A 15,131-nucleotide genomic window follows, 5' to 3' on the forward strand; every position below is an offset into this window, starting at 1 on the left:
ATGCAGACCACATTGAGTGAACACGCCAGAACCCTGCCCCGCGCCGAAGAGGCCGAACACATCCTGCGCAGTTGCGTGCATTGCGGTTTCTGCAATGCCACCTGCCCGACCTATCAACTGTTGGGTGATGAGCTGGACGGCCCGCGCGGCAGGATCTACCTGATCAAACAGGTGCTCGAAGGCCAGCAAGTCACCGAAAAAACCCGCTTGCACCTGGACCGCTGCCTGAGCTGCCGCAACTGCGAAACCACCTGCCCGTCCGGCGTGGATTATCACAACCTGCTGGACATCGGCCGTGCAGCGGTTGAGGCCCTGGTGCCCCGCCCGCTTGGCCAGCGGTTGCTGCGTGAAGGCCTGCGCCAGGTAATTCCCAATGCCGGATTGTTCCGTTTGCTGACCGGAATGGGCATGAAGTTCACGCCCTTGTTGCCGCAGACACTGGCAACCAAACTGCCTGCAACAGTCCATGCTGCCGGGCTTCGGCCGACCACTCGTCATGCGCGTCAGGCGCTGCTGCTTGATGGTTGCGTGCAGCCAGGTCTGTCACCTAATACCAACGCTGCCACGGCACGCGTGCTTGATCGTCTGGGCATCGGTATTACTGCGGTCAGCAAGGCCGGATGCTGCGGCGCCGTGGATTACCATCTGAATGCACAGGAGGCCGGTCTGAACCGGGCGCGGCGCAACATCGACGTCTGGTGGCCCGCGCTCGAAGGCGGTGCCGAAACCCTCATCCAGACGGCCAGCGGTTGCGGTGCATTCGTCAAGGACTACGGCCATTTGCTGCGCCACGACCCAGCCTATGCAGACAAGGCCGAGCGCATCAGTGCGTGCACAAAGGATCTGGTCGAAGTACTGCGTGACGAGCCGCTGGAAACCCTGGGCATAAAGGTCGATACGCGACTGGCGTTCCACTGCCCATGCACCTTGCAGCACGCACAGAAACTCGGTGGTGAAGTGGAACGCGTACTGACTCGTCTAGGCTTCAACCTGACCCAGGTGCCGGACGGCCATTTATGCTGCGGCTCTGCCGGCACCTATTCAATCACTCAGCCGGCCTTGGCCCGTCAATTGCGCGACAACCGCATGAACGCGCTGGAAAGCGGCAAACCTCAGGTCATCGCCACCGCCAATATCGGTTGTCAGACTCACCTGGCCAGCGCCAACCGAACTTCGGTACGGCACTGGATCGAGCTGATTGATGAAGCGCTTGGCACTCCAGAATCTCGCTGAACTCCTATCCAATAACCACTGCTCCGGAGCAACCCATGAAAATCAAAGCCGTCCTTACCCAAACCGAAGTGAGCCTGATGCTCGGTGCCGCACGCGACGAGGCCCAGGCCAATGGCTGGGCTGTGGCCATCGCGGTCGTTGATGACGGCGGCCATCTGCTCGCATTCGAGCGACTGGACGACGCGTCGCCGATCAGCAGCTATATCTCGATCGAAAAAGCCCGCACCTCGGCACTCGGCAAACGTGAGTCCAAAGGTTACGAAGAAATGGTCAACGGCGGGCGTACGGCATTTCTCAGCGCCCCGCTGCTGACCTCGCTGGAAGGCGGCGTTCCGGTCATCGTCGACGGTCAGGTGATTGGCGCGGTGGGTGTTTCCGGCGTTAAGGCCGAGCAGGATGCACAAGTGGCCAAGGCCGGCATCGCGGCGCTGAATGCCGACTGACAGCGCAAGCCGCCGATGACTATATACAACCGGCCACTGCGCCTGCGTCATCCGCCGTGGCAGGTTTGGCAGGCGCACCTACAGCCTGTAGATCGAAATCCAGCTCATGTCCGGGTGGGAGGAGTAGATATACGTACCGGTCCTGTTGAGTACTGCGCCGCCCACCGAAGGAAAATAGGCGATACAGGTGGCGATTCCCTTCACAGTGTCGATCCGGTAGACGTCGTAATTGCAGGTGTAGATCGCATACACATAGCGCTCATCCGGCGTGACGCCTATGACTTTTACCGGATAGCCCTGGGTACCTATCTTCTCCCGATAAAACATTTTGTTGGTGGCGGCATCGATAATGTACACCTCGTCGATTCCGCCCACATACAGCCAGGCGCCATCGGAACTGAAGGCCATCGACCGCGGATCTGAAAACCCGGGAATATCATGCTGCAGGTAATCCACCCTGCTGATTGCAAGAACATCGGTGGGTGCCGTCCGGTCGACCAGCATCGTTGCGTAAAACCGGTCATTCAGGGGGCTGATCCCGAGGGCCAGCGACGCATTGGTCAGGGTACCCAGATCAAACTCGTTTTCGACCGTATAGTTCTCGGTCTCGATCAGGCGGATAAGCCCGCCAAGCGCATTCTGAAAGGACAGGCAGATAAAACGGCCATCCGGGCTGCACAGGATGCGGTTGACGTTGGCAGCCGGAAGTATCCTGATGACCTCGCGCAAGCGCGTGTCCACCACGTAGCACCTCTTCTGGCCAATGGTGTAAAGCCGTTTCCCATCGGGGCTCAGGGTAATCGCACCCGCGCCTGCCCGCTTGATACTGCCAACCACGCTTGCACTGGCGATGTCGACCACGCTGACTTCGCGGCCACTCTCATGAGCGACATACAGCGTAGTTTCATCGGGACTGATAACGATCTCAGCGGGTACAAAGCCCAGCGGGATGATGCCGGTCAACCATGCGATGTCCAGAGGGACTCCTGAACCGACCGGGTCTGCGATGTGAGTCAGAGCTCTAACGTTTTGAGATGCTTTTTTTTGCATTTCTCTCACCCTTCAATAGGTCTTGTAAGACCGCCAGGACGGGGAATAGATAAGAAGATATATCCCCGTCATCCAACGATGCGGCCAAGACACTTATGCCGCTCCGATCCAAAAACGTAGGGTCATTGAATACTCAACACGAGGGGATGGGTACTGTCAGAAATAACAGTCCAGACGCACCGAAACCGTCCGAATGAGGGTATCAGCAGCGTTGCAGGACAGGGCCGTCGGGCACTCCAGCCCAGCGTCGGGAAAGCCCGGAGCGCAACGACCACTGGTCAGCGTGATGGCCAGGGGGGAAGCATGCAGGGATGGCCTTAATCAATACTCAGGAGCTTTCCCGTACCACCAGCTCAAACCCCAGATCCACCTGCGAATGCTGCGTGACCCCGTCGAGCAAGCCCAGCAGCACCTGTGCCGCGCGCTGCCCGACTTCCTCCCTGGGCGTACGTATCGAGGTCAGGCGCGGCACCATGTGGGCAGAACCGGGCAGGTCGTTGAAGCCCACCAGCGATACGCGTTCGGGAATGGCGACGCCCAGACGCAAAGCCTCAAGAGCGGCACCCTGTGCCAGGTCGTCATTGCAGAAGAAAACTCCGTCGACATCCGGATGTTGCTCCAGCAGGCGGGCAAACAACTCACCACCCAGGCCAATCGAGGACGACTGAGGCGTCGAGACCTGCAGCTCGGGGTCGAACAGCCCGGCGTTCTCCAGCACTTGGCGAAACCCGGCCCCGCGCTGCAATACGCGAGGGTCGAGCTGAGCGGCCATGTAAGCCAGTCGGCGACGACCACGGCCCAACAGATGGCGTGCGGCTTCGGCTCCTGCCTGTTGTTGCGAGAAGCCGACGCAATAGGTACCCAGTCGCGTATCGAGCTCCATCATGTGCACGCAAGGCACGCCGCTGGTTTCAAGCATCTGGTGCGACGCTGCGGTGTGATCGAAACCGGTCAGCAGAATACCGCGCGGACGATTGACCAGATGGTTGCGCAGCAGTTTCTCTTCCTCATCGGGCGAGTAGTGATAGTTGCCGATCACCACGTCCAGACCACGGATGCGCAACACGTCCTGAATGGCCTCCAGCGTCTCGATAAACAACTGGTTGGAAAGTGAAGGCACCAGCACAACGACGGTCTGGCTGCAGGAAGAGGCCAGCGCCCTGGCTGCAGAATTTGCGACATAGCCCAGGGTCTGTGCCGCAGCGCGAACCTTTTCCGCCAGCTCCGGCGCAACGGTGGTAACGCCGCGCAGCGCCCGGGAGGCCGTGATCGGCGACACGGCAGCAAGCCTCGCCACCTCATTGAGCGTAGGGCGACCAGTAGAGCGGGAACCAATGCGGATCATGCGTTGCCAACTAACATAGGGGTTGCCAAATGTGTCGAATGCCCCATAAGGTAGCGCTGTCTCATGGAAGGTGACAATGCTTTATCGCTGGTTTCACATGGGTAGCCCGGTCAGGGTCGCCGCGGAGAACAGCCTCCAATGCTTATTGACGAGCCCAAAACAACGACAAAAACTGGAACAGCCCGGGCTGAGCCTGATGTCCACCGGACAAAGACAGCGCTGTCTCCAGATGAGGTGCCTACTGTGACAACTGCGAATACTGCTATTTCCGCCCTTGTGGTAATGGGTGTCTCTGGCTGCGGCAAAAGCGCCGTCGGTGCCGAGATCGCCCGCAACAGCGGCGGTCGCCTGATCGAAGGCGATGCGTTCCACCCTCCCGCCAATATCGAAAAAATGAGCGCAGGAACCCCTCTCAATGATGACGACCGGGCCGGCTGGCTGACCCGCCTGGGCGAAGAGATGGCTGCTGCCCTGGCAAACGGTGAGCACCCTGTGCTGACCTGCTCCTCACTCAAGCTTATCTATCGCCAGCGTCTGCGCGATGCCGTACCCGGCCTGGGTTTTGTTTTCCTGGAACTTACCAAGGAACTTGCCGCCGAACGTTGCTCGCACCGGCCGGGGCATTTCATGCCCGCCAGTCTGGTGGACAGCCAGTTCGCAACCCTCGAGCCGCCTTACGGCGAGCCGCTGACGTTGATCGTCGACGCATCGCAGCCTATCGATGTCATCGGTGAACAAGCCGCAGCATGGTGGAAAGACTCCCACGCCTGATAAAGGCGTGAGCGCAGAAGACAGCGCTGTCTTGCGTACACACGATATTAACGTCGGCGCTGTTAACAGCTCCTTAAAACAATAAACCGGAGAAACACCCATGTTCGGTATGACCCATGAGACGTTCCTGCTCGTCGATGCGCTGGTGACCATCGTCGGCCTTGTATTGTTGATCACCACCTTCAAGGTACACCCTTTCGTCGCGCTGACCCTGGCGGCAGGCTTTCTTGGCCTGACCTCGGGAATGCCGGTTGAAAAAGTCATGAAATCGTTTCAGGACGGCTTCGGCGGCGTACTGGGGTTTGTCGGTATCATCCTCGGCCTGGGCACCATGCTCGGCAAGCTGATGGCGGACTCGGGCGGCGCGGACCAGATTGCGCAAACGTTGATACGCACCTTCGGCAAGCAGAAAGTGCACTGGGCAATGATGTTCTCGGCCTTTCTGGTGGGCATCCCGCTGTTCTTCGAGATCGGCTTTGTGTTGCTGATCCCGTTGGTGTTCATTGTTGCCCGTCGTACCGGCGTATCCATCGTCAAGATCGGCATTCCATTGCTGGCAGGCCTGTCAGCCGTGCACGGCCTGGTTCCGCCACATCCGGGTCCGTTGCTGGCCATCGGCATTTTCGGTGCCGACATTGGCAAGACCATTTTCTACGGACTGATCGTTGCACTGCCGACGGCCATCATCGCTGGCCCGATCTTCGGTAGCTGGATTTCAAAAAGCATCCCTGGCACTCCTTCAAAGGAACTGATGGACCAGATTGCCAAAGAGTCGAGCACTGAGAACCTGCCAGGCTTCGGTATCACGCTGGTGACCATTCTGCTGCCGGTCTTCCTGATGCTGCTCAAGACCTTTGCCGACGTGGTGTTGCCGGAAAACAACATGTTCCGCATCTGGATGGACCTGATCGGTCACCCGATCAGCGCCCTCCTCGCAGCGCTTTTGCTGGCGTTCTACACCTTTGGTGCGGCGCGTGGCTTTGACCGTACAAAAATCATGAAACTACTGGACCAGAGCCTGGCACCGGTTGCCGCAATTGTTCTGATCGTGGGTGCAGGCGGTGGCTTCAAGCAAATGCTGGTCGCCAGCGGCGTGGGTGACGTCATCGGACACATGGCTGTGCAGGCTCAGATCAACCCGATCATGCTGGCCTGGCTGGTGGCTGCCGTCATCCGTATTGCAACCGGTTCGGCTACCGTGGCAACCATCACCGGCGCAGGGATCGTGGCACCCGTGGTCGGCCTGATTCCTGGCGTCAACCGCGAGCTGCTGGTGCTGGCAACCGGTGCCGGCTCGTTGATCCTCTCGCACGTCAACGATGCCGGTTTCTGGCTGGTGAAGCAGTACTTCAACATGACGGTTGCCGAAACCTTCAAGACCTGGACGGTGATGGAAACCATCCTGTCGGTGGTCGGCCTGATCTTCATCATGTTGCTGTCGATGGCGCTTTAAGCCCATTCCGGCAGGGCCTTTGCGGGCAATGAAACCCGCGAAGGCCAACGCCTTGCTGTACATCGCATCTCTGCGCCACAGCGCGCACTCCGGATCGGCCACCCAGTGTCCCTGATAGCGTCAACACGCCTGAGCGTAGTAGCGATGGCGACCCGGCAGCCCTTTCCTACATCCTCGTTCGACACTTTCAACTGAATTTTCAGAAAGTCCGAGCAATCTCGCAAAGTCATGCCTACGCTTACACTCATGCCGAGATGGGCTTATCCCGCCTCGTCGAGTGAGACGATGACGACCTCACAGCGTGCAGCGGTTCACGATACTTTTTACATGACGCCAGTAAATACGGGCATTTTCACGTCGAAACGGGCAGAATTGGCGCGCTCGTCGTATCGCAGATGCAAATCTCGATGACAAGAAAATGAACCGAGGGAATTTAATTCACCCATGTGACGTCATAAGACGGATGCATTTGGATGCACTCGGCAACAATCACCACGCAAAGGCAAACGCCAGCCTCTTGAGAGAGGCGTTTTCAAGAGGCCATCAAGGAAAAGATTATGTTGATACTCACTCGCAAAGTAGGCGAAAGCATAAACATCGGTGACGAGATCACTGTCACGATTCTTGGCGTTCAAGGGCTTCAGGTCCGCCTGGGCATCAATGCACCAAAAAATGTTTCAGTGCATCGTGAAGAAATCTACAAACGTATCCAGGCAGAACTGGCTCCGAACCAGGACCCACAATAATTCCTGCAGTACCCCTTATTCAATGTTGATTTGCCATTTACTGGCAGACAGCCGTACGGCGTCCCTGGGGCGCCGTTTTTTATGGTGCTGTTTACCTGTAATTGCTGCCTAACCCGCCTGAATGTGAAGCGCTGCCTGCATGAATAAGTCCATACCGATCATCTCGGGAACAGCAGCTGGACAGGACAGCCTGCTGGTGACGGCCTCAACCACTGCTCGGCTTGCATCATGGTGAAACTGCCAGACGCCGTAGATACGTCCATCGAAGGCGGGTTCACTGCCCAGATGCGGATCGACGCCAAGCCCGGCCCCCAGACCAAAAAGATACAGGCCCTTCATTCGACGACCCTGCTGGTCCAACGGACAGCCGCAAGCGTCGGACTCAAGACCGCCCTTTGTCTCGCGCAGGCTGATGAAGTTGCCTTCGGCATCTTTTAGCGTCGGCAGCACAGGTTGATAGCCAGAGCACTGCACGATCACCGCCGAGTCGGCAAGCGCGAGTCGGGCCGGCTCGTGGTCATCAGGTCGCCCGCCCAGCGTTTGAAACATCTGCACCCGCACGCCCGTCTTGCCGACACGGCCGCTACACAGCGCCTCGCGCCCAATGTCCAGCGCTCTATAACGCAAGCCGCCGGAGCGGTTGACTCGGCCTGATACCGGACACACATCGTGTTGGGCGTCGAAAAGGTAACCAGCTGCCTGTGCTTGTTCGACACTTTCGTAAAACAGCCTGATGCGGCTTCGATGAATAAGCGTCAGTTCCTGCAAGCCCGCGAACTCCAGTGCATCTGCCAGATTTTCCAGCATTGAAAAGGCACTGTGTGAGCCACCCACAATCGTGATTCGCCCTTTACCGGCCAGCGCGGGACCGAACACTTCGCGTAATTGCACCGCATTCATACGCAGCAACCTGTCCGCGCTCTGAATACTCACATTGCCTGGCAGCGCCAGCCCCTGCCCGGCAAGAGCATCAATCAGGTGCTGTGGATCCTGACGCCCACCCAGATTGAGTACCAGCGCCCGGCAGCGCACACGTCTTTTGCCGTGCGGACCGTCAACGTGCAGGCAAAATGTGTTGCCGTCACTGACCACTTCATTAATGGTCGTACCGGACCAGACTTTTACTCCGTAGCGTTGCACGATGTGGTCCAGTACCAGCCTGGCGGCCTCGGCCATGAGCAGACCTGCATCAGACAGCTGCGGCGCGCTTTGCGCCTGCGCTTTGATACGCCAATACGCTGCCGAGTTTTCCAACGGCTCGAATACCTCACGTAATGCCGGATCGCGCAGGCAATCGATGAATACATCGCCCACAGAATTGGCGGTAATCCGATACTCCCCCAGCACGCCTGCTCCGGGCCGGTCGCTTGCATCAATGACGACCAATCCTTTCGCGGCAATTCTTGGCATTGCGCCGGTCTTCAGGGCATTGAACAAAAAACCCATGCCGGCGAGCCCGGCCCCTCCGACGACGCAGCCGCAGGTTGTTTCCATACCGTTATCAAACATGATGATGCTCCATCGTCATTTCATACGTTGGTGCAGCACAGAAGTTCTGGATGATCGAGTGCCTGGCTGATCAGGCGAACCAGCGTCCCTGCACGATTCGAGGCGAAACACATACAACCGAACACCGACAAAGGCTCATTCACCGAAGTGATGAGTCGTCATGAAACAGTGTTTTTTTACAGAAAGTTACAACACGTAAAACAGGCGGGACCTTGAAGTAACGGAGTGGGCAGTAAAAACCGCTCAATGCTACCGCCCGTTTTTTAAGGCGGCGTTTTTATCAAGTGGAAAAGCGTGACAATGCGTTACGCATTCAGGAGGCAATCAAATAGTTGCAAAGAAACGCAAAAGTGTCAAATAGGCAGGGCGTTGAGCAACCCGTTCAATAGCGCGCTATAACCTGATGATTTCACGGCGCTTGTACCTTTTTAAAACCTTGACGTGCGCATGGTTCAAGACGGTTAAAAAGTTTCATGAATTTCTATTATTTTTTTATCGCCCATCTCCGAAACAGCATGACTCCGACGCTGTTAAATTGACGTGCGACCGGGCAGCGAGTTTTGCCCGAAAAAGTAGAACCGGCAACCGCACAAACGACAAGGCCCCGATCAACACTGATCGAGGCCCTGCTGCGTGATGCCTGGGCATCAGAGGGATGAAGCAGTATCAGGCAGCGCTGTAATGCGCTTGTGACGCCTTGGCTTTTGCCGACTCTTCACGCAACCCGGCTACCAGTGCAGAGATATCCCGGACAGTCTTGATACGGCTGAGCGGGAGGCTCGTCTGACGATGGGTACGCCCGGACACCGGATCGCTTATTTGCACCGTCATCTGATCGTTGGCAATGGTGCAGGTGCAACGCAACGGCAGGAATGCACGTTCAACGATACTCCTGAGTTCTAACTCAGACAGTCCACTCGTAATCATCTCTTTATCTCCTTATGGGTGTAAGCATGTCCCGACCATGACAAATTTTGACAATTTTTATTGTTGATGACTCTTTTAAAAAACGGCCCAGACCAGCCCGCCAATTATCTGTCGTCACTCGCGTTATGCTTAAACGAGTTATACACCTCTCGCAGCCCCTCTAGCAACTTCCACAACCGAATATCCTTGCTCCTTTTAATGCTGTCCCTTATTGAAGAATCAACAGAAAAAACGATTCACCGTAATGATTTCCAGCGTACTACGGCCTGACGTGAATCACGGCGTACAGAAGTCACACTAGAAAGCAGCATAAATACTGACGAACGGTCGACTGCCGGGACGGCGTTATCTGAAAAAATAACCAGACACTGTTATCGAGTCGCTTAAAAAACGGGTTGAAGATAAAAGGCACGCCCGGGCCGATGCAATAATGGCCGTGCGTGCCCCCGCATGAAAAACTTACTGTTCCGAGCCAGACAGACGCAGATGGATCAGCGCCACCCGGGCACCTTGTTTATCGCGTTTCTCTTCGATGGCATAAGGGCGAAAGCCCATCCGCGGGTAAAACAGCAACCCGGGGACGTTATGGTTGTAGCAGGATGCAATCAGCTCAGTCGCTTCGTGCTTGTCAAATGCGATCCCCATCATACTGGTAATCATGTAACGCCCTACCCCTTTGGAGCGGGCCTTCGGAGCGATGATCACATTACCCAGCGAGCAACGGCCGCGAAATTTGCATTGAGAGAAATTGGCAAAACCGACAACTTCGCCATCCATCTCGATGACGGTCGAGTCGTGTCGGGTCTCCAGTGCTTCGCTGAGTTGCGAGGCAGTCAGCGGGTAAGTCGCTCTGGGGAACATGTAGAACAGTTCGTCGGCATTCTGCGGCAGTTCGCAAATTGTGGGGATGTCTTTTTCTTCCAGGGGGCGGTGATGGAACATGAGCGGTAACCTCTTGAAGAAATTGAAGAAAGCGCGAGTAAACGTTAAGCAGATCGGCGATTTGGGCAACAGCTGGTGACAAAAATACAGCGCCTGTCCCTTCACAGCATAATCCCCGGCTATCGAAAAGGGCACCTCAATAACGAATTGTGCTATTGAGCGCCTTTGTTGACGCTGCATTCGGACCTCTTGGCGCAACGTATTGAAGCGTAGGGGTTTGCGTGTACATCATGATTGCTCAGCTTGAAAACATACCCGGAACCCCGCTGTGCAATATTCTGTAACCCATGTTTGGTGGTTCATCTTGCAACCCTGACGCAGAACCGGCATTTATTTCACTTTGTTGACTGGATCATGCGTCTTATGCCGATTTCGCCCCTTGCTCGCTTCAAGGCTCGTCCGATCAAATGGGTCTGCATGTTAGCCATCATTATTGGCCTCCCGGTCGGCTGTGCAGTGCTTGAGCACAAGGAACGCGAGCTGGTGTTTCGCATCGAGCCCGGCACCGCAAGCTGGTACAGCGGCCTGCCCGCCGATGTGCAGGAGATCGAACTCAGCACACCGTCATTTGGACCATCGCAGAATATCCACGCCTGGTGGTGGCCCGCATCGGACAAGAACGCCCCGGCCGTGCTGTACCTGCATGGCTCAAGATGGAACCTCACCGGCCAGTTGTTCCGTATCCAGCAACTCAAGGCGCAGGGCTACTCGATACTGGCAATCGATTATCGGGGTTTCGGTCAGAGCATGGGCCAGCTGCCATCCGAGAAGTCGGTGTACGAAGATGCACGCATCGCCTGGGCACGCCTGAAACAACTGCAGCCCGATCCGCAACGCAGACTTATATATGGGCACTCGCTGGGCGGTGCAGTTGCGGTGGATCTGGCAGCCGAACTGGGCAATGACGCAGAAAAGGACAACGCGCCGATTCAGGCCCGCGGGCTGATAATAGAATCCACCTTCACCAACCTGGCCGATGTGGCCACTGCGCTGGCCAATACCTCGCTGCCTGTGCGCTGGTTGCTGTCGCAGAAGTTCGACTCTCTGGACAAGATTGCAGACATCCACATGCCAGTGCTGATCGTGCACGGCACCGAGGATCGCTACGTACCGGCACGCTTCAGCGAGCAGCTGTTCGAAGCAGCGCAGGAACCCAAGAAGCTGATACTGGTGCCTGGCGGTACACACAACAACAGCATGCAGATCGGACAGCCCGCTTATAGTCGGGCCATCCGTACGTTGCTTGATACACCGGCATCACTGCCCAGGGTCACAACACAGGACCAGCCGTCAAAGAACGCCGGTTAGACATGGCCGGACACGACGCAGTAGTCTCTGGGCTCATCACTCAGAGACCGCGCAATGAACTGCATTGTCGAGTATTCAGACCCGCATCACCGCCTTGCCGTCATCGAGCTGTGGAAGACCGTCTTCAATGACCCCATGCCGCATAACCGTCCGGAGTTGTCGATCGACAAGAAACTGGCTGTCGGGGACCGGCTGTTTTTCGTCGCCGTCATGGACGGCCGCGTGACCGGGACCATTCTTGCCGGTTACGACGGCCATCGCGGCTGGCTGTATTCGGTTGCAGTTGCCCCGCACCAGCGTGGCAAAGCACTGGGAACAGCACTGGTCAGGCACGCAGAACAGGCTCTTACGGACCTTGGCTGCGTCAAGATCAATCTGCAGATTCATACGTTCAACGAAAGTGTGCAGGCTTTTTATCAAACATTGGGGTACACGCCCGAGCCCATCATCAGCATGGGCAAGCGGATTGACGCCAACGTCGATAGTCATTGATAACCTGAAAAGGCCCCTGTTTGCAGAGCACCGGGCTCAATCATTTATTTACATGAGAATCAGTATCAAATTACAATTATTGCTATTAACGTCCTTGCTGAGCATTTCCCTTGAGCACCTCCTCCCAATGCCCTCGCCGTCCCGGCCCTTTTTTGCTGTCCGCACTTTCACTGGCGATGTGCGCCAGCGGCGCAGTGCATGCTGCTGAAACCGCAACCTTGCCTGCCACCCAGGTATCCGCCGCCGCTACCGAAGGCCGGGAAGGCTACAGCGCCGAAAGCACCAGTACCGCGAGCAAAAGTGATGTACCGATCAAGGAGGAGGCACAGTCGGTCAATGTGGTAACGCCGCAGACCATCGCCGACTACAACGTGCGCTCGCTGGACGATGCCATGAAGTTTGTCAGCGGCGTCAGCCAGGGCAACACACTGGGCAACACCAAGGACTCGGTGATCAAGCGTGGCTTCGGTACCAACGACGACGGCTCGATCCTGCGCGATGGCGTACGCTCGGTGGTATCGAAAAACTTCGGTGCCACCACCGAGCGCGTTGAAGTACTCAAAGGTCCGGCATCGCTGCTGTACGGCGCGATGGAGCCGGGTGGCGTGATCAACGTGATCAGCAAACAACCGCAATATGTGCAAAGCACCACGCTCAGTGGCTCGGCCTACAGCGAAGGCGGTGGCAGTTTCGGCATCGACACCACCGGACCGCTGGGCGATTCCGGGCTGGCCTACCGACTGGTGGCAGAGCGTCAGAGCGAGGACTATTGGCGTAACTATGGCGTCGATCAGCACACCCTGATCGCGCCCTCGTTGTCCTGGACCGGAGAACGCGCCAGCCTGACGCTCGCCTACGAATACAACGACTACATCAGCCCGTTCGACCGCGGCACGGTGTTCACAGGTGGTCATCCGGCCGATATCAGCTATGACAAGCGGCTCGACGAAAAGTGGGCCAATACCGTGGGCATCAGCGAAACCGCAACCGCGCGCTTCGAGTATCAGCTCAGCGATGACTGGAAAACCCGTCTGACCTACGGCTGGAACAACGACCGCTACAGCCTCTCGATTGCCCAGCCAAGCACATTGTCCAGCAGTGGTGTGCTGCGTCGTCAGGCCAATGGCGGCCACTATGATTATGAAACGCGTTATGCCAGTTGGGACTTCATCGGCAAGCAAGAGATTCTTGGCCAGCAACATGATCTGTTGATCGGTGCCGAGCAGGAAGACTCCGACAAGTATCGTGGCAAGACCTACCGCAACACGGCTCAAAACGGCTTCAATATCTTCTCACCGGTGTATGGCAGCCTGGCCGAGCCCAGTGTGGTCAGCGCGGCGAACAGCAACCTGAGCAATCAACTGACCTCATCTTCCCTGTACCTCAAGGATAACTGGCACCTGAATGACCGCTGGATTCTGGTCCTGGGTGGTCGCTATCAGCATTATGACCAGTACATCAAACAAGGCCTTGGTGCTAGCCGAGTCACCAATCTGGACAAGAATGACGATGTATTTCTGCCAATGGCCGGTCTGGTATTCAAGGTCAATGAAGACCTCTCGCTGTACGGTAACTACAGCCGTTCGTTCGTGCCCAACGACGATGTGAACGATGACGGCACGACCTTCGACCCGGAAGAAGGCCGCAGTTACGAAGTCGGTGCCAAATATGCACTGGCACCGGCGCTTAACCTCAACCTCGCGGTGTTCGACATCGAGAAGAAAAACGTCGTCACCCCCACTGGCGTGACCGGCGTCAGCGAAGCAGCTGGCAAGGTCGGCTCACAAGGTGTGGAGCTGGACGTGACCGGGCGCATAGCCGAGCGCTGGGACATGATCGGCACTTACGCTTACACCCACACCGAAGTGCTGGATGATCCAAGCAACAAGGGCAATCGTCTTAGCCAGGCACCCAAGCATACGGCCAGCCTGTACCTCACCCACCATCTGCAAGTCCCGTCCGGTCTGGGCGACTGGCATGCAGGTGGCGGCGCACGCTATGTGGGCGAGCGCGCTGGTGATGATGCCAATACCTTCTATATGAGCAGCTACACCGTAGCCGATGCATTTCTACGCTGGGATGTGCCGATGGCCGGTTACAAGACGCGCCTGCAACTGAACGTCGATAACCTGTTCGACAAGCAGTACTACCCGTCCAGTACAGGCAGCCAGTTGCAGGTCAACGTTGGCGAGCCGCGCACCGCGCGCCTGAGCGCAAGTGTCACTTTTTAACCAGTTACAACGGAGCAGGCTTGCAAAAGCCTGCCCCACGCCCAACCAAAGGGACGAATCAGGACTTCATCCGGTAAAAACTGATCAGCGTTTCATTGTCTTGAATGTATTCGGTCTTGCCAATGAAGGCGCTCTTTTCCAGCCATTCATTAGGCCCAAGGGAAACCTTGAAGCGCGGCGTGCATGTGCATTGGTAATGGCCGTCACTGATCGGCCAGACCCCGTTCTGCAATTCCTGCTGACCCACTTCGTCCATGAGCAGGACACCCTGGCTTTCAACGCTGATCAATTCACCCAATTGCGTGACCAGAGTGAAACGAGTGTCCAGAAAGGCAAGCTCGGATGACAATTCAACCTGCATGCTGCTGCCGCCAGCCTGCACCGAGCCGCTGAAATATTCGGAATGGAACTCTCCGCCCAGAATCCTGCTGCTGCTACGCAGTCCATCGCTGCATATGCCCATAAGCACAGGAACGTCGGTCTTCAGAATGACGGTGAGCACTTTCTCAAGCTGAGGCACCACTGCCGTATTACCACGAAAAGAGCGTTTGACGGGTTTCTTGAAATCGATGATGTTCATGGACCTGTTCACTCCATCGTTGAATGAATTCGGGCAATGGATGGCTGGGCCCAGCCATCGGATTTGCAAAATATAGAGCGCCTCGATCCGTCGGCATTTAT

General features: G+C 56.8%; 14 protein-coding genes. 8 read left to right on the forward strand and 6 right to left on the reverse strand.

All coding sequences use genetic code 11. From position 1 onward, the window contains the following. Positions 1–1,233: a glycolate oxidase subunit GlcF gene (gene glcF / locus RYA97_RS23440; protein WP_117139572.1), complete on the forward strand. Its 1,233-nt coding sequence runs from the start codon at positions 1–3 to the stop codon at positions 1,231–1,233. A 35-nt stretch (positions 1,234–1,268) separates the two neighbouring features. Next, complete coding sequence (locus tag RYA97_RS23445; protein ID WP_002554153.1) at positions 1,269–1,676, forward strand: heme-binding protein; 408 nt, start codon at positions 1,269–1,271, stop codon at positions 1,674–1,676. A gap of 78 nt (positions 1,677–1,754) precedes the next feature. On the opposite strand, the gene RYA97_RS23450 is transcribed toward RYA97_RS23445, so the two are convergent. Then, on the reverse strand, positions 1,755–2,726 hold the full coding sequence (locus RYA97_RS23450) for a WD40 repeat domain-containing protein (protein ID WP_046832738.1): 972 nt from the start codon (positions 2,724–2,726) through the stop codon (positions 1,755–1,757). A 328-nt stretch (positions 2,727–3,054) separates the two neighbouring features. Then, positions 3,055–4,071 (reverse strand): LacI family DNA-binding transcriptional regulator, encoded by a 1,017-nt coding sequence (locus RYA97_RS23455; RefSeq protein ID WP_117139571.1) that lies wholly within the window; start codon positions 4,069–4,071, stop codon positions 3,055–3,057. Between the two features lie 282 nt (positions 4,072–4,353). Here RYA97_RS23455 and RYA97_RS23460 point away from each other — a divergent pair, with 282 nt between their 5' ends. The 3 genes from RYA97_RS23460 to csrA all read left to right on the forward strand — a co-directional run bounded on the left by RYA97_RS23460 (position 4,354) and on the right by csrA (position 7,041). Then, positions 4,354–4,842, forward strand: coding sequence for a gluconokinase (locus tag RYA97_RS23460; protein ID WP_005732609.1), 489 nt, complete (start codon positions 4,354–4,356; stop codon positions 4,840–4,842). Between the two features lie 100 nt (positions 4,843–4,942). Further along, a complete protein-coding gene (locus RYA97_RS23465; RefSeq protein ID WP_004667761.1) occupies positions 4,943–6,295 on the forward strand; it encodes a GntP family permease in 1,353 nt (450 codons plus the stop codon). 557 nt (positions 6,296–6,852) lie between these two features. Beyond that, entirely contained in the window at positions 6,853–7,041 is a 189-nt protein-coding gene (gene csrA / locus RYA97_RS23470; RefSeq protein WP_002554157.1) for a carbon storage regulator CsrA, read from the forward strand. Between the two features lie 108 nt (positions 7,042–7,149). Here the strand turns inward: csrA and RYA97_RS23475 are convergent, their stop codons facing one another. The 3 genes from RYA97_RS23475 to RYA97_RS23485 form a co-directional block, all read right to left on the reverse strand. Further along, positions 7,150–8,550, reverse strand: coding sequence for a pyridine nucleotide-disulfide oxidoreductase (locus tag RYA97_RS23475; RefSeq protein WP_117139570.1), 1,401 nt, complete (start codon positions 8,548–8,550; stop codon positions 7,150–7,152). Between the two features lie 666 nt (positions 8,551–9,216). After that, entirely contained in the window at positions 9,217–9,477 is a 261-nt protein-coding gene (locus tag RYA97_RS23480; RefSeq protein ID WP_117139569.1) for a DUF1652 domain-containing protein, read from the reverse strand. Between the two features lie 459 nt (positions 9,478–9,936). After that, entirely contained in the window at positions 9,937–10,419 is a 483-nt protein-coding gene (locus RYA97_RS23485) for a GNAT family N-acetyltransferase (protein ID WP_002554160.1), read from the reverse strand. A gap of 363 nt (positions 10,420–10,782) precedes the next feature. On the opposite strand from RYA97_RS23485, the gene RYA97_RS23490 reads away from it, so the two are divergent. The 3 genes from RYA97_RS23490 (at position 10,783) to RYA97_RS23500 (ending at position 14,450) form a co-directional block, all read left to right on the forward strand. Further along, entirely contained in the window at positions 10,783–11,727 is a 945-nt protein-coding gene (locus tag RYA97_RS23490) for an alpha/beta hydrolase (RefSeq protein WP_004665782.1), read from the forward strand. A 54-nt stretch (positions 11,728–11,781) separates the two neighbouring features. Next, the gene (locus tag RYA97_RS23495) at positions 11,782–12,219 is read left to right on the forward strand and encodes a GNAT family acetyltransferase (protein WP_117139568.1); all 438 of its coding nucleotides are present in this window, start codon (positions 11,782–11,784) and stop codon (positions 12,217–12,219) included. A 110-nt stretch (positions 12,220–12,329) separates the two neighbouring features. Further along, positions 12,330–14,450 (forward strand): TonB-dependent siderophore receptor, encoded by a 2,121-nt coding sequence (locus tag RYA97_RS23500; protein ID WP_039847427.1) that lies wholly within the window; start codon positions 12,330–12,332, stop codon positions 14,448–14,450. A gap of 58 nt (positions 14,451–14,508) precedes the next feature. Here the strand turns inward: RYA97_RS23500 and RYA97_RS23505 are convergent, their stop codons facing one another. Further along, positions 14,509–15,030, reverse strand: coding sequence for a DUF3237 domain-containing protein (locus RYA97_RS23505; protein ID WP_005780577.1), 522 nt, complete (start codon positions 15,028–15,030; stop codon positions 14,509–14,511). Positions 15,031–15,131 lie beyond the last annotated feature (101 nt).

The organism is Pseudomonas syringae group sp. 26L6, assembly GCF_032587815.1.
In the GTDB taxonomy this organism is placed as follows: Bacteria; Pseudomonadota; Gammaproteobacteria; order Pseudomonadales; family Pseudomonadaceae; genus Aquipseudomonas; species Aquipseudomonas amygdali.